Consider the following 14,610-nt stretch of genomic DNA (forward strand, 5'->3'; position numbering starts at 1 on the left):
AGAAAAATGATTTGGAAAATCGGTTGCAATATCTGGATCTTTGTGTTATATTAGCGCAAGGGTTATTTTGAAAAAAGTTTGAAAAAGTACACTTTTTTAAACTTTTTATTCATTATTAGCTAAAATATATAACAAAACAGGGGCAGACCGTGAAGGGGCCTGTCCCTGTCTGTCTTTTGGGCGGAATGAAGGTCGTGCCCGTTACTTACTCTTTGACTACTGTTTTGGTGATGGTAGCCTTGGGGTCCTCGGTGTCGAAGACTGTCTTGGCGGCGGCAGCCAGACCGGCCAAGCCCTGAATCTCGCTGGGAATGATGATCTTGGTGGCTTTCCCGTTGGCGGCGGCCTGGAATGCCTCCAGCGCCTTGATTTTGATGACGCCGTCGCCAGGGGCAGCGTCATTGATGAGCCGAATGGCGTCTGCGGTGGCCTGCTGGACCTTCAGGATGGCCTCGGCTTCGGCCTCAGCCTCCAAAATCTTGGCCTGCTTGGCGCCTTCCGCCTGAAGGATGGCCGCCTGCTTGGCCGCGTCGGCTCGAAGGATAGCGGACTGTTTCTCGCCCTCCGCCACCAGGATTTGGGACTGCTTCTGGCCCTCGGCCTGGAGAATGGACTCACGCCTCTCGCGCTCGGCCCGCATCTGCTTCTCCATGGATTCCTGAATATCCCGGGGCGGCATAATATTTTTCAGCTCCACCCGGTTGACCTTGATGCCCCAGTTGTCGGTGGCTTCGTCCAGGATCGCCCGCATCTGTCCGTTGATGTGGTCCCGGCTGGTCAGGGACTGGTCCAGCTCCAGGTCGCCGATAATATTACGAAGGGTGGTAGCGGTCAGGTTTTCAATGGCGGACATGGGGTTCTCCACCCCATAGGTGTACAGTTTGGGATCTGTGATCTGAAAATAAATTACGGTATCGATCTGCATAGTTACGTTGTCCTTGGTGATGACGGGCTGGGGCGGAAAGTCCACCACCTGCTCCTTCAGGGACACATTTTTCGCCACCCGGTCCACGATAGGCAGCTTGAACTTCAGGCCCACGCCCCACACCGTACGGAATGCGCCCAGCCGCTCGATGACAAAGGCACGAGACTGGGGAACGATCTTGATGCAGGACCCCAGCACAATTAGGACCAGCAGAGCCAAGATTATCCATGGCAGAATACCCAAAACAACTTCCATATTTTCTCCTCACTTTCTAAACGGCTTCCATTTATAAGCACTTATAATGTTTCTACGAACACCTTGACCCCTTCGATACGAAGCACTTTGACCTCCGTACCGGCGGGGATGACCACAGCCTGCTGGCTCCGGGCGGACCATATCTGGCCTGAGATATTGACCTGACCCTTTCCCTCTATGTTGTCGATGTCCTGGATCACTATGGCAGTCTTGCCGATCACCCGATCCGCGTTAGTGGCCACATTTTTGGTATCCAGATACCGGGCGGCCAATGGCCGCACCAGAGCCAGCGCCAGACCGGACAGAGCCAGAAACACAATCACCTGAACCCAGATCGCTCCGCCCATCCAGGCTGTGATCGCTCCGCCTAGGGCTCCGACGGCAAACCAAATGAAGGTCAGCCCCACGGTGGCCAGTTCCCCGAGGACCAGCACCACCATCACGATCAGCCAAATGGTACTCGGACTCATAGACACTCCTTTCCCCCGGTCCTGATGCACAGTCCCGAGGCTTGCTATATTGGTAGCATATCATATCCGCCAGGAAATTGCTACAATAACTTGCTGTCAAAAAATAAAATATTGGCTATAAATTAGTATGGCCTCAAATCTTATAGCCATCATACACAGAAAAAACCAATCAAACCGCACTCCTAGACATACCTATATTCCAAGCAAAAAAGTTCGGCTCTCACTTTTGATGAGAGCCGAACTTTTTAGTTTCTTAAACGTTAGGCTTTGACACGGACACGGCGGAAGGAAGTTGGCTTTCTACGTGCCCGGGTTTTAAAGACTAACCGCGTTTATCAGTACATGCCGCCCATGTCAGGGGCAGCGGGAGCGGCGGGAGCGGGAGGCTGGGGCTTATCGGCCACCAGGGACTCGGTGGTCAACAGGGTGGATGCGATGGAAGCGGCGTTCTCCAGGGCAGAACGGGTCACCTTGGTGGGATCCACAATGCCGGCGGGGATCATATCGCAGTACTCCTCCTTGTAGGCGTCGAAGCCGTAGCCGGTCTTGCCGGACTCGCGGATCTTCTCCAGCACTACAGAGCCGTCGATGCCGGCATTGGCGGCGATCTGCTTCACCGGAGCGGTGAGGGCCCGGGCGATGATTTGGACACCAGTCTTCTCGTCGCCCTCGACCTGGTCGTACAGCTTCTCCACGGCGGGGATGGCATTCAGGTAGGCGGTGCCGCCGCCGGCCACGATGCCCTCTTCCACAGCGGCGCGGGTGGCGTTCAGGGCATCCTCGATGCGCAGCTTCTTCTCCTTCATCTCCACCTCGGTGGCGGCGCCTACCTTGATGACGGCCACACCGCCGGCCAGCTTGGCCAGCCGCTCCTGGAGCTTCTCCTTGTCATAGTCGGAGGTGGTGACCTCAATCTGACTCTTGATCTGGCCAATGCGGGCCTTGATGTCCTCGCTGCTGCCAGCGCCGTTGACGATGGTGGTGTTCTCCTTGGTAATCTTCACCTGACGGGCCTGACCCAGCATAGTCAACTGAGCTTCCTTCAGCTCCAGACCCACATCGGAGGAGATGACCTGGCCTCCGGTCAGGATGGCGATATCCTGGAGCATCTCCTTGCGGCGGTCGCCGAAGCCAGGGGCCTTGACGCACACCACGTTCAGGGTGCCGCGCAGGCGGTTGACAATCAGAGTAGACAGGGCGTCGCCCTCCACGTCCTCAGCGATGATCAGCAGCTTCTTGCCGGACTGGACTACCTGCTCCAGAATGGGCAGCAGCTCCTGGATGTTGGAGATCTTCTTATCGGTGATGAGGATGAGGGCGTCGTCCAGGTTGGCCTCCATCTTCTCGGTGTCGGTGACCATATAGGGGGTGATGTAGCCCCGGTCGAACTGCATACCTTCCACGACTTCGGAGTAGGTCTCGGCGGTCTTGGACTCCTCGATGGTGATGACGCCGTCGTGGCCCACTTTCTCCATCGCCTCAGCGATCAGCTTGCCGATGGTCTCATCGCCGGAGGACACGGCACCGACACGGGCGATATCAGCGGAGCCGTTGACCTTCTGGCTGTTGGCCTTCATGGCCTCAATGGCGGCCGCGGTGGCCTTGGCGATGCCCTTCTTCATGACCATGGGGTTGGCGCCGGCCGCCAGGTTCTTCAGGCCCTCGCGAACGATAGCCTGAGCCAGCAGGGTAGCGGTGGTGGTGCCGTCGCCGGCCACATCGTTGGTCTTGGTGGAGACCTCCTTCACCAGCTGGGCGCCCATGTTCTCAAAGGGGTCCTCCAGCTCGATCTCCTTGGCGATGGTAACACCGTCGTTGGTGATAAGGGGAGCACCGAACTTCTTGTCCAGCACCACGTTGCGGCCCTTGGGGCCCAGGGTGATCTTTACAGTATCGGCCAGCTGGTTGACGCCCTTCTCCAGAGCCTTGCGGGCCTCCTCGCCGTAGCAGATAATTTTAGCCATAACACATTACCTCCGATTTAGAGTAAATTTGATACACGATTTGGGATAAAAAGACGGGTTTACTCAACCACGGCCAGGATATCATTCTGACGAACGATGGTCACTTCCTCGCCGTCCAGCTTCACCTGAGTGCCGGAATACTTGCTGGTAATGACCTTGTCGCCCACCTTCACGGTCATGACGACCTCCTTGCCGTCCACCATACCGCCGGGACCTACAGCGATGACCTCTGCCACTTCGGGCTTCTCCTTGGCGGCGCCGGTCAGGATGATGCCGCCCTTGGTGGTCTCCTCGGCCTCCACCAATTTTACGATCACACGGTCAGCCAGGGGTTTGAGTTTCATAACAAGTTCCTCCTTATATATGAGTTTTTTGAACTAACTTTCTCAGCGGTTTAGCACTCTTTTTATTTAAGTGCTAAATCTAACTATGATAATAACCGCTTTCTCAAAAAAAATCAACCCCTAAATCAAAAAAATTTAGGGTTGATTTTCTATAATTTACGTTTTGTTCACAAACATATGTCAAGAGTGCTAAACACAAGGGGCATAGCTCGCTCCAGCCGGGTAAAAGAAATTCACCTTTTTCTCTGACAGGCGGACGGTAAAAGTGGTGTCCCGCATGATCTCTCCATCCACTACCACGGTGATGGGTTCCCGGGCGGAGAAGGACACCTCCTGCCCGTGGTAGGCTCGAATCAGCGCGGGGTACTTCCAGTACAAGCCTTTCGCGTACTGGCCCGCCAGGCGCGCGAAGGTAGGCAGACTCACCTTGCCCACCCGCAGCACATCCAGCACGCCGTCGTCAGGCATGGCGTCGGCCACCGGCATAAAACCGCCCCCATAGTGCCGCCCATTGCAGATGCACAGGATGGCGGTGGGCTCCTGCGTCCAGCGGTCAGTCCCCATAGACACCGTCATGGGACGGCAGATTCCCCGTACAAGCACCTGCTCCGCCAGGGACAGCAGATAGGCCCATCGTCCGGAGACACCTTTCAATCGCTTGTATTTGTGTACTCCGGCGGCGATTCGGGCGTCTACTCCGGCACATATCACATCCAGCCCCAGCTTGCCGTTGCAGTCCATCAGGTCAAAGGCGGCCTGCGGCCCGGCCGCCAAAGCCTCCAGATTTGAAAAAATGCTGCGGTAGTTGGGCCCAAACAGTTTCAGAAAGTCGTTGCCCGTCCCCATGGGCACGTTGGTCACTGCCAGAAAATCGTGGCCCGCCGCCCCGTTGACCACTTCGTTGAGGGTGCCGTCACCTCCACAGGCGTAGATCCGAATGGGTTTCCCCAGAGCGGCGGCCGCCTCTGTCATTCGTCGGGCGTCCCCTTCTCTGGCGGTGTGGACTATCTTGCGAGGAAAAGGCAGTCTCTCCAGCAGCCGCTCCAGCGCCTCGGTACTATCCTTTTTCCCCGCAGCGGGGTTGATAATAAACAGATGGTCCATAGACACCTCCGAAACACCTCAGGGCAGCTCCCCAAAGCCCCAGATCAGCTGCTGCTCCACATAGCCTGCCCAGTGAAACTCCTCCAGCACGCACCGCTCCGGGAGGGAGCTCTCCAGCCCAAGCTCCGCCAGCAGGGAGGGACCTTCCTGGGGAATCCACAGTTGGTCCGCCGGGTCGGTACGCACCCAGAAGGTCTGGAAGCGGTCCGGGTCGTAGATGAGGATGATCTCCGCCAGAGCCGGGTCGCCCCCAGGGACAAAGAGGAATATTTTACAGGAGGGCAGGTCCGCCGGCCTGGCGGCAATCAGTTCCTCCGTCTTGTGCAGGAGGGCGGCCATCAGCGCCTTCCGGTCCTTCCCTCTGGGATGAAAAAAACGGTTGGCTCCCAGGTCCAGCCACTCCTCTCGAAAATCCTCTTCCGCCGGACACCAGTTGGGCTGGTACTCCTCTACCACCCGCAGAACCCTTTTCAGCTCCCGCCGATATCCCCGAAATTTTTTTATATGGTAAGGCATGACCCCTCCTATTTCATCCCGTACATAAACAGGTCGCACTTCAGCATCCCGTTATAGAGTTTTCGCTTCTTGTCCGCCTGCCGGCCGAAAGTCCGCTCAAACTCGGTGTGGGAGGACAAAAGGAAGAGCTTCCAGCCCTCTGGAAATTTGCTCCAGGCTCGGCCGAAGGCCCGGTACAACTCCTCCGCCTCCCGGCGCTCCATGATGCGCTCTCCGTAAGGCGGATTGGTGACCACCCGGCCATAGAGGCCGCCCCAGTGGAAGGTCCGGGCGTCGGCCGCCTCAAAGGATACGATGTCGTCCACCTCTGCCAGTTGAGCATTGTGCCGGGCCAGCTCCACGGCGGCGGGGTCCAGGTCGCCGCCCCAAATCTCATAATCCCCATCAAATTCCTGGTCCATGGCCTGGTCAGCCGCCTCCATCCAGAGCCGCTTGTCCAGCCACCCCCATTTTTGGGCGGAGAAGGACCTGTTCAGCCCCGGCGCCCGGTTTCGGGCAATCAAGGCAGCCTCGATGGGGATGGTGCCGCTGCCGCAGAAGGGGTCGCACAGGGGGTCCCGGCCTCTGTACCGGGACAGCAGGACCATGGCCGCCGCCAGCGTTTCCCGCAGGGGGGCAATCACCCCCTGGGCCCGGTAGCCCCTCTTGTGCAGCCCAGCGCCGGAGGTATCCAGCATCAGGGTGGCGGTATCCTTCATAATCGCGAACTGAATCTGGTACAGCGCCCCTGTTTCCGGCAGGGTATTCAGGCCGTAAGCCTCTCCCAGCCGGGCGGCCACCGACTTTTTCACGATGGATTGGCAGGCGGGCACCGAGTGGAGGGCGGAGTTGAGGGAGTGGCCCTTCACTGGAAACTGGCCCTCCCGAGGGATGAACCGCTCCCAGGGCAGGGCCCGCGTCCCTTCAAATAGAGCGTCAAAGTTTCCAGCCGGGAATGTCCCCAGCACTAGCAGAACCCGCTCCCCGGTACGCAGATTCAGATTCAGCCGGGGCAGGTCCCCCTCTGTTCCGGTACACAGCACCCGGCCATTTTCCGCCTGGACACTGGGCAGACCCAGCCTCCGGATCTCGTCAGCGCACAGCCCCTCCAGGCCAAACAGGGTGGGGACAGCAAAATTCAGCTCGCCCACAGGCAACACCTCTCCTCTCTTTTGTGGGTCCAGTATACCGTATCTGACGGTCTATGGCAAATTCTTTTTCTCCAAGCCGCCGGTGTAAAAAAGGGACAGGGCGATCTTCGCCCTGTCCCACATTTATCCCTGTCAAAGCGCCATAGGGGGATAGAAGGACACGCTCCCTATCCGCTCCAGTCCCACCTGGCGGGCCCGCAGAGCATACTCCTTCACGTCGCCGGTGGTATAGATGGTCAGTCCGCCCAATCTGTCGTCAGAGGCCAGCAACCGCTCTCCCTCCAGGTACTCCTTTAGGGCGCGGGCCATCTCCTCCGCGGGGTCGATGAGGGGCAGACCGGGATACAGGCGGCGGATGCTGTCCGCTACCAGGGGGTAATGGGTACAGCCCAGCACACAGCACTGGATGCCCTCCCGCACTATGCCGTCCATCTCCAGGCGCAGGTCCGCCTCCACCTCCGCCATGCCGGCAGGGTCCCCCAGGCTGTGCTCCACCAGCCGGGCCAGGTCAGGACAGCCACAGCTGAGGACCACCAGCTTCTTGGGGCTGCGGGCCAATATTCCCTCCGGATAGCACCGGGAGTTGTGGGTAAAGACGGTGGAGATGACTCCTATCTTGTCTACACTCAGCCGTGCGGCGGCCTCCGCCCCCGCCTGAACGGCGTTGAAGGTGGGGCAGGACACCTCCCCCTCACACTGTCCGATTACGCAGGAGATGGTATTGCAGGCCACCAGCAGGGCCTTCACATGATGATCCTCCATGAAGCGGAACATATACCGGGCCATGGCCACGATCTTGTCCTCTGGATGGTTGCCGTAGGGAATATGGGCGCCGTCCCCGAAATAGACCAGCTCCTCGCCTGGCAGCGTCCGCTGAACCTGCCGGACTACACTAAAGCCGCCGATGCCAGAGTCCAGGATTCCGATGGGGTCACTGGGATGGAACATAGACACACCTTCTTCTGCCGCCGGCGGGTTGCCGGCCGTCACCAGTGGATATTACCACAAACTGTCGGTCTGGTAAAGACGAAACTCCGCGGGGCGGTCAAGTTTTACCGCTCCGCGGAGATACCCTTCGTCACTCCACCCGATTCAGCTCCCCGGTAAGCAGGTCCAGTTGGTAAGCGCCGGTGTCCGTTGTGACGCGCCACACCGGGATCAGCTCCATGGGCCCGGACAGAGAGGTGACACTGATATAGCCCTGAACGATACTGTCCACCTGATTGCATACGTCGCCCAGCCCATTGAGGCCATTATAAAAGTAGACGAGCGCCGAGGCCACCGTAATGGGCCGCTGGTCCGTCCGCTCCACAGGGCTGCCCACCAGACGGCGGCCGGCGGTCATGGTCTCCAGCCCCTCCGAGCCCCATACCAGGGTAACCTGGTGGTTAAACAGGGGGATGCCCTCCCAGCTCTGGCGGACCGTCAGGGTATTCTCATCCCGTGCCGTTGTCTCTCCCTCGAACCCGATTTGGGTCAGGAGGTCCAGGCAACTCCTCTCCTGGTCCACACCCAGTGGAAAGCTGTCAGGCGATAATTCCGCCGAAAAGGACCCATCGCTGTGGAACTGGAGGGCGCCCGCCCCGTTTTGGTAGCGGTACACCCCGGCTCCTCTGGCCTGGACCACTACATCCTCCCCCAAAAGCTGGGTGGCCAAGCGGCTTTCCTCCTCCTGGTCCCGCTCCACGGTCTGGGGCCTGGGAACCATCTGGTCGTCGGGCAGTTGTCCCTCATGGATCTGTATCCCACGGTCAGTCAGGAAATCCACGGCCTGCTGGCGATTCTGCCTCTGGTTGGCGCTGTCCCGCCACTCCCGTTGGACCACAAAGAACAGTAAGCACAGATTGACCGCCGCGAGCATGATCAGGATGATGTTTTTCAGCTTGGACCATTCCATACCGTCAATCCTCCCGGCTGCCGGCGGCCACCCAGGTGGCGGACACGCTGTCCCCGCCGCCGTCCAGATAGGCCAGCATCAACTCATCCCCCTCCATCCCTTTGGCCGTGAGAGCCGCCGTGGCCTGGAGGGGCGGCATGACAGACCCGCGCTCTCCGCTGGCTGTATAGCTGCGCAGCCGGAGCGTAAAGCGGTCTATCCTCCCGTTCTGGACCAAAAACTGGGCCGCACTCCCCTCGTCCAGTTGGACCGGCACCCCGTTCAGGCAGTATCCAAAGTCGATTTGCCAGCCCCCATCCACCTCTTGGACAGACATCAGATACAGTCTCGCCTCTCCCATACGGGGCGTCATAGCGTCCGCGGCCAGCCGGCGGCATGTCTCTACCGCTTCAAACAGGTCTGCCCCGGACAGGGGGAAATGGCCCACCCCGCCCCGGTCAGCCAGATAGGTTGCGATGCCCCGTTCAGTCAGCCGCAGGGTGTCGTTGCCGTTTCGGACCACCTGCTCCGTGCCCGCAGAGTAAAATACGCTGGAGCCCACCGAGAAGTCCAGGTCCTCCGCCAGAGCGGCAAGGGCGCTCTGCCCTCCGACAGCCGGATTGGCCGCCTGATAGATGACCGGATCCAGCCCCCCCTCTGTCAGCAGGGTATCCGGGTCCAGGTCCTGGTACAGATCGGTCTCAAAGGCGAAGCGGGCGCCGTTTGTCCCCATTCCGGTCAGCGCGCTTTCCAACTGCTGGGGCGTGACAACCTCCGTCAGACAGCGGTAGTAATATCCGTCCCGCTGGTCCTGGTAATAAAACGCCACTTGGTTCTGCCATAGGGACAGGACCAGTCGCCGGACATGGGCATCCAGCGCGCTCTCCTCACCGGACAGCCAGCCCACCAGCACTTGGAGGGGGATATCCCCCTGAAAATCGAAATAGACGCCAGGACAGGAGGTGAGCGCCTCCTCCCACTGGTAGCGGTTCACCCGCTCTGGCTGGCCCGCACTGGACAGCCCCTCGGCCAGCAGGCCGGCCACCTGTTGGAACAGGGCATCCGCCGCCCCTTGGTCATACTGAACTCCATAGCGGCCAGTCTCCATACCCGCCGTCAGATTGACCGCGATACGCAGGGGGCGGACCGCCTCGATCCGGCTACCCCCTTCCGTCTGTCCCATCTGGGTCTGGGGCATATCCTCCCGGAGAATATTGTGCAGCGGCTCCAGCATTCTGGTCTGGATCAGCAGCCAGACAGCGGAGCAGGTAAGAAACAAAATCAGCACATCCTTAGCCAGCTCCACAGCCCTTCGGTCAAACTTCCGCCTATCCATGGTCCGGCCCCTCGATCTTCAGCTCCAGCCGGAGTGCCAGGCCGGGGCCATCCTTGTCCTGGAGCTCCAGCAGCCCCTGGTGTCGGTTCACGATCTCCTTGGCGATAGACAGCCCCAATCCGGTCCCGCCGGACTGGCGGGACCGGGCCTTGTCCACCCGGTAGAACCGCTCAAAGATCCGGGACCGGTCCTCCGGTGGGATACCGATACCGTCGTCATCCACCACCATCCATACCCGGTCCTCTGTCCGGCCGGCGGAGATGGTAATATGGCCCCCGTCGGGGGTATATTTGATGGAATTGGACACGATATTCATCATAACCTGGAGCACCCGCTCCCGGTCAGCCACAATGGCGGGCAGCTCTGACTCCAGTTCCAGCTTCAGGGTGTGGGCATGGCGCTGGGCCTCCATATAGACCGCGTTGTACAAATCCTGGAGCGCCGCCTCGAAGGAGAAGCGGCCCAGCTTCAGATCGTCCCTGCCCGAGTCGAGGCGGGACAGGGTAAGCAGGTCCTGGACAATGTGGGTCATACGGTCGCTCTCGTTGAGGATAACCCCCAGGAATTTCTTTTCCATGGCGGGTGGGATGTCCTCGGCGCTCTCCGCCAGGGTCTCGGCATAGGATCGGATATTGGTCAGGGGGGTACGCAGCTCGTGGGACACATTGGCCACGAACTCCCGGCGCATCTCCTCGTTTTTCCGCTGGGCAGTCACATCGTGGATGACCACCAAGGCGCCGCCGCCCTCCCGGCCGCGATCAAAGGGGGCCAGCAGCAACTGGAGAAACCGGTCCCGGACCTGGAGCTCTCCCTCCAGATGGTCGGGGGCCTCCAGCACCTGATCTAGAGGGGCGATATCGCCAAAGAGCTGGCCATAGTCGCTCTCCGGCCCGATGTGCCGCAGCAGCATCTGGTCGGCGGCAGGGTTGGAGTGGATGACCTTTCCATCCCGGGAACAGGCCACCACGCCGTCGGTCATGTGGAGGAAGAGGGTATCCAGCTTGTTGCGCTCGTTCTCCACCTGGCGCAGAGTATCCTGGAGCTGGTCCGCCATGTCGTTGAAGGTGTCGGTCAGCACTCCGATCTCATCCCGCGAGGCCACTTGGATCTTCCGGGAAAAGTCCCCTTCTGCCACCCGCATGGCCCCCTCCGTCAGCCGCTGTATAGGGGTAACCATCGTCTTGGACAGCAGGAAGGACAACAGCACCGAGATGACTAGGCCAAAGACCAGGGCCTCCATGATCAAGAGAAACATTTTCTCGGTCAGGCTGTTGGCAGTGGCCTTGTTGTCCAGGATGTAGATGACATAGCCCTCGTCCCCCCGGTGGATGGGGACGGCCAGGTCCATATAATCGGCGGCCAGATTGCTCTCATCCCCCACCTCGTTGGTCTCCAGCCCGGTATTCAGGGCAAAATTCAGGTTCTTGGTATATTCCAATACCTGGTTCTCCCCCTCAGGAGCCACCAGGCACACTCCATCGCTGTCCAGGATATACAGCTTGCGGTTGCGCCCGTCCACCCCCAGCACGCCGACATAGGCGTCCAGCACATCGGCCATTCTCTCCGCACCGTTCTCCTCATCCGGAGTTTCGGTGGTCAGGTCGGACACCAGGCCGGGGTCGCTGAACACGTCGGACATCTGGCTATAAAAATCCTCCAGATAAAAGGCGGTCACAGAGTTGATCAGGAAGGCCCCCACCACCATCATCAGGGACAGGATCAGCAGCACCATGATCATGACCAACTTCATATGCAGACTACGCATGGGGCACCCCCTTTCGTCGGAACAAAGTCCGCTTTCCTCGGAACGCCCTGGCGGGCATTCCTCCCTCGCTCCCTTGTTCCTCCTCTCCGAACCGGACCCGCTTCGCTGGGCTCCGCTTCGGTCTGCCGCCTTCGGCGGCTTTCTCTCCCAAAGTCCGCTTTCCTCGGAACGCCCTGGCGGGCATTCCTCCCTCGCTCTTATGGGGCCGGCACTGTAATCTCACTCGCCGAAAAGATAGCCCATTCCCCGCTTGGTGCGGATGAACTCGGGGTTGGCCGGATCGTCCTCGATCTTCTCTCGTAAGCGGCGGATCGCCACGTCTACCGCCCGAACGTCGCCTACATAGCCCTCATAATTCCATACATGCTCCATCAGGGCCTCCCTCGAAAAGACCTTCCCGGGCTGGGCAGCCAGGAAACAGATCAGATCGTACTCTCTCTGGCTCAACTCCAAGGGGAGCCCATCCTTGAATACGGTGGCACGGTCCCGGTCAATATTGACTCTGCCCGCCTTAATCGTGCCAAGGCCGGATTGTGCCGCGGGGACAGCGGGGGACATGGCCACCCGCCGGATATTGGCCTTGACCCGGGCCAGCAGCTCCCGCATGGAGAAGGGCTTGGTGATATAGTCGTCCGCCCCCAGCTCCAGCCCCAGGACCTTGTCCGCTTCCTCCTCCCTGGCAGTGAGCATGATGATAGGGGCGGCAGACCCGCTCTCCCGCACCTTCCGGCACACCTCAAAGCCGTCCATTCCGGGCAGCATCAGATCCAGCAGGATCAGGTCCGGGTCATTTTCCAGGGCCAGCTGTAAGCCGGCGGGCCCGTCGTATGCCTCCAGGGTATCATAGCCCTCCCGGCTCAGGTTGAAGGACAGGATATCCACGATATTCTGTTCATCCTCTACAATCAAGATGGTTTTGCCCACAAGATCCCCTCCTTCTCTTTCTCACAAATGCCGCCGGTCTCTCACAGGCCCAGCAGCACCTTTACTTTCAGAGTGGTAGCCACGGTCTTTGCGTCTGTGATGGTGCCGTCCATCACCTGCTCCACCAGCTGCTGGAAAGGCATGGTGACCACATCCAGAAACTCGTCCTCATCCAGGTGCTGTTTTTTGCGTGTCAGCCCTTGGGCCAGATACATATGCAGAGCCTCGTCACAGAAGCCGGGCGACGCCAGGGTATAGCCCAGATATGTCCACTTTTCAGCCTCCAGCCCCGTCTCCTCGCTCAACTCCCGCTTTGCCCCCAGCAGACGGTCCTCCTCCGCCCCGTGGTCCAGCTTGCCCGCGGGCAGTTCCAGCAGCTCCTGCCGGATGGGGTAGCGGAACTGGCGGACCAGGCTCACGCTGTTGTCCCTGTCCAATGCCAGGACAGCCACCCCGCCCGGATGGTAGACGACCTCCCGGTCCGCCGTTTTCCCGTCGGGCAGCTCCACCTGATCCATGTCGACCCGAATGATCCTGCCCCGAAAGATCGTCTGGCTGCTTACCGTTCTCTCGGTCAGCTCCATGTCCTGTCCTCCTTCCGGCCCCTGCCGGGACCCATTTGAAATCAGTATACCACACAAGGGGGAACTGGTAAAGACGCAAGGTCTCTCTCCGCCGCAAAATTTCCCCATCGCCGCTGTACGAGGTAGTTAAAACATAGTATAATGAGTAAACAAACTGAAATGATAGGGGGCCTTTCCATGATTCGTCGCGCCGTTCCGTCCGATCTGCCGGACATTTTGGAGATCTACGCCATCGCCCGCCGCTTCATGGCACAGGCGGGCAACCCGGACCAGTGGCGGGATGTCTATCCACCGGAAGATCTGGTCCAGGACGATATCCGTCAGGGGTTTTGCCATGTCTGTGTCCTGGATGGCCGCATCCAGGGCGTCTTTGCCGCCATGTGCTGGGACGACCCGGATTACCAGGTCATTCAGGGTGCCTGGCTCAACGACCGGCCCTACTGGGCCGTCCACCGAGTAGCCAGCCGGGGAGAGGTCCGGGGCGTAGCCTCCCGGTGCCTCCTCTGGTGCCTGGAGCGGGGCGGCAGCGTACGCATCGACACCCACCCGGCCAACCGCCCCATGCAGCGGGTGTTAGACAAAAATGGCTTCACCTTGTGCGGCACCGTCTGGATGGAGGACGGCTCTCCCCGCCTGGCCTACCAACGTGAGGTCCCGGCGGGCTGGCGCTGGGACAGCGGGAAGGAGTGAGGGGCTTGTTTTCTCCCATCGATCTGGAGCGTTGGGACCGGCGGGCTATATTCGAGGAATTTCTCGGCCTTGACTGCAGCTTTGCTCTGACGCGAGAGCTGACTATCACCCGGTTCCATTCCTATGTCAAGGCCAGGGGCCTTCGATTTTATCCCTCCCTTGTCTGGGCGGTGGTCACCGCGGTCAACCAGCACAAGGAGTTCCGTATGGGGCTCGACCCACAAGGCCGTCCTGGATTCTATGATCTCGTCCATGCGGAGTATACGGTGCTGGACCGGCGCTCCCACAACATGGCCAGCCTGAACACGGAATATGACCGGGACTTTTCCGCCTTTTACCGCGCCATGTCAGCGGCTTTGGACCGCTTTGAAGCGGATGGGACGCTGACCGCCAGCCGGGAAGACTCTGTGCTGCTCTCCTGTGTCCCCTGGTTCTCCTACACCGGCCTCTCCTTTCAGATGAAAAGCAGTCTAAACTTCCTTCGCCCCATGTTTGTCTGGGGCAGATTTCAGGAGCGGCAGGGCAACATCATCCTGCCCTTTACCTTCCAGGTCCACCATGGGGCGGCGGACGGCTATCACTGCCATCTCTTTTTCCAGTCTCTGGAGCAAATCCTGGCAGAGCCCGATCATTTTCTGGCCTGGTCTGGCATGACGTGAATAAAGTCTCCTGTCAGACATTTTGTCCCATCTTGTACTTTGTCGTTGCAAGCGGGCCTCTTTTGTGC

The 14,610-nt window shown here is 59.6% G+C and carries 15 protein-coding genes; 2 read left to right on the forward strand and 13 right to left on the reverse strand.

Annotated features, from left to right (window positions below; genetic code table 11):
* Nucleotides 1-205: 205 nt before the first annotated feature.
* The 13 genes from MCG44_RS12985 to MCG44_RS13045 form a co-directional block, all read right to left on the reverse strand.
* Entirely contained in the window at nt 206-1,180 is a 975-nt protein-coding gene (locus MCG44_RS12985) for an SPFH domain-containing protein (RefSeq protein WP_186852278.1), read from the reverse strand.
* A gap of 41 nt (nt 1,181-1,221) precedes the next feature.
* Entirely contained in the window at nt 1,222-1,650 is a 429-nt protein-coding gene (locus MCG44_RS12990; protein WP_147573323.1) for an NfeD family protein, read from the reverse strand.
* 335 nt (nt 1,651-1,985) lie between these two features.
* Nucleotides 1,986-3,614 carry a chaperonin GroEL gene (groL, locus tag MCG44_RS12995; protein WP_186852279.1) on the reverse strand — a complete coding sequence of 543 codons (1,629 nt, stop codon included), beginning with the start codon at nt 3,612-3,614 and terminating at the stop codon, nt 1,986-1,988.
* Nucleotides 3,615-3,673: 59 nt separating this feature from the next.
* On the reverse strand, nt 3,674-3,958 hold the full coding sequence (gene groES, locus MCG44_RS13000) for a co-chaperone GroES (RefSeq protein ID WP_023347701.1): 285 nt from the start codon (nt 3,956-3,958) through the stop codon (nt 3,674-3,676).
* A 189-nt stretch (nt 3,959-4,147) separates the two neighbouring features.
* Nucleotides 4,148-5,062, reverse strand: coding sequence for a diacylglycerol/lipid kinase family protein (locus MCG44_RS13005; RefSeq protein ID WP_240288617.1), 915 nt, complete (start codon nt 5,060-5,062; stop codon nt 4,148-4,150).
* An 18-nt stretch (nt 5,063-5,080) separates the two neighbouring features.
* A complete protein-coding gene (locus MCG44_RS13010; RefSeq protein WP_186852281.1) occupies nt 5,081-5,578 on the reverse strand; it encodes a DUF3916 domain-containing protein in 498 nt (165 codons plus the stop codon).
* Nucleotides 5,579-5,586: 8 nt separating this feature from the next.
* The gene (locus tag MCG44_RS13015; RefSeq protein ID WP_240288619.1) at nt 5,587-6,708 is read right to left on the reverse strand and encodes a THUMP domain-containing class I SAM-dependent RNA methyltransferase; all 1,122 of its coding nucleotides are present in this window, start codon (nt 6,706-6,708) and stop codon (nt 5,587-5,589) included.
* Between the two features lie 132 nt (nt 6,709-6,840).
* Nucleotides 6,841-7,656 carry a glutamate racemase gene (locus MCG44_RS13020; protein ID WP_240288621.1) on the reverse strand — a complete coding sequence of 272 codons (816 nt, stop codon included), beginning with the start codon at nt 7,654-7,656 and terminating at the stop codon, nt 6,841-6,843.
* Between the two features lie 130 nt (nt 7,657-7,786).
* Complete coding sequence (locus MCG44_RS13025) at nt 7,787-8,605, reverse strand: hypothetical protein (protein ID WP_240288623.1); 819 nt, start codon at nt 8,603-8,605, stop codon at nt 7,787-7,789.
* Between the two features lie 4 nt (nt 8,606-8,609).
* Nucleotides 8,610-9,920 carry a hypothetical protein gene (locus tag MCG44_RS13030; protein ID WP_186852284.1) on the reverse strand — a complete coding sequence of 437 codons (1,311 nt, stop codon included), beginning with the start codon at nt 9,918-9,920 and terminating at the stop codon, nt 8,610-8,612.
* Nucleotides 9,913-11,685 carry an ATP-binding protein gene (locus MCG44_RS13035; RefSeq protein ID WP_240288626.1) on the reverse strand — a complete coding sequence of 591 codons (1,773 nt, stop codon included), beginning with the start codon at nt 11,683-11,685 and terminating at the stop codon, nt 9,913-9,915. Before MCG44_RS13035 ends, MCG44_RS13030 begins: the two co-directional genes overlap by 8 nt.
* Before the next feature lie 219 nt (nt 11,686-11,904).
* Complete coding sequence (locus MCG44_RS13040; RefSeq protein ID WP_147572668.1) at nt 11,905-12,609, reverse strand: response regulator; 705 nt, start codon at nt 12,607-12,609, stop codon at nt 11,905-11,907.
* Nucleotides 12,610-12,650: 41 nt separating this feature from the next.
* Nucleotides 12,651-13,193: an NUDIX domain-containing protein gene (locus tag MCG44_RS13045; protein ID WP_240288628.1), complete on the reverse strand. Its 543-nt coding sequence runs from the start codon at nt 13,191-13,193 to the stop codon at nt 12,651-12,653.
* A 177-nt stretch (nt 13,194-13,370) separates the two neighbouring features.
* On the opposite strand from MCG44_RS13045, the gene MCG44_RS13050 reads away from it, so the two are divergent.
* Complete coding sequence (locus MCG44_RS13050; protein ID WP_186852286.1) at nt 13,371-13,883, forward strand: GNAT family N-acetyltransferase; 513 nt, start codon at nt 13,371-13,373, stop codon at nt 13,881-13,883.
* 5 nt (nt 13,884-13,888) lie between these two features.
* Entirely contained in the window at nt 13,889-14,542 is a 654-nt protein-coding gene (locus MCG44_RS13055; RefSeq protein WP_240288630.1) for a CatA-like O-acetyltransferase, read from the forward strand.
* Nucleotides 14,543-14,610 lie beyond the last annotated feature (68 nt).

Source organism: Lawsonibacter sp. OA9, assembly GCF_022440585.1.

Coding starts and splice junctions, on each gene's coding strand:
- MCG44_RS12985 (WP_186852278.1), bottom strand. CDS start 1,180: ATGGAAGTTGTTTTGGGTATTCTGCCATGGATAATCTTGGCTCTGCTG.
- MCG44_RS12990 (WP_147573323.1), bottom strand. CDS start 1,650: ATGAGTCCGAGTACCATTTGGCTGATCGTGATGGTGGTGCTGGTCCTC.
- groL (WP_186852279.1), bottom strand. CDS start 3,614: ATGGCTAAAATTATCTGCTACGGCGAGGAGGCCCGCAAGGCTCTGGAG.
- groES (WP_023347701.1), bottom strand. CDS start 3,958: ATGAAACTCAAACCCCTGGCTGACCGTGTGATCGTAAAATTGGTGGAG.
- MCG44_RS13005 (WP_240288617.1), bottom strand. CDS start 5,062: ATGGACCATCTGTTTATTATCAACCCCGCTGCGGGGAAAAAGGATAGT.
- MCG44_RS13010 (WP_186852281.1), bottom strand. CDS start 5,578: ATGCCTTACCATATAAAAAAATTTCGGGGATATCGGCGGGAGCTGAAA.
- MCG44_RS13020 (WP_240288621.1), bottom strand. CDS start 7,656: ATGTTCCATCCCAGTGACCCCATCGGAATCCTGGACTCTGGCATCGGC.
- MCG44_RS13025 (WP_240288623.1), bottom strand. CDS start 8,605: ATGGAATGGTCCAAGCTGAAAAACATCATCCTGATCATGCTCGCGGCG.
- MCG44_RS13030 (WP_186852284.1), bottom strand. CDS start 9,920: ATGGATAGGCGGAAGTTTGACCGAAGGGCTGTGGAGCTGGCTAAGGAT.
- MCG44_RS13035 (WP_240288626.1), bottom strand. CDS start 11,685: ATGCGTAGTCTGCATATGAAGTTGGTCATGATCATGGTGCTGCTGATC.
- MCG44_RS13045 (WP_240288628.1), bottom strand. CDS start 13,193: ATGGAGCTGACCGAGAGAACGGTAAGCAGCCAGACGATCTTTCGGGGC.
- MCG44_RS13050 (WP_186852286.1), top strand. CDS start 13,371: ATGATTCGTCGCGCCGTTCCGTCCGATCTGCCGGACATTTTGGAGATC.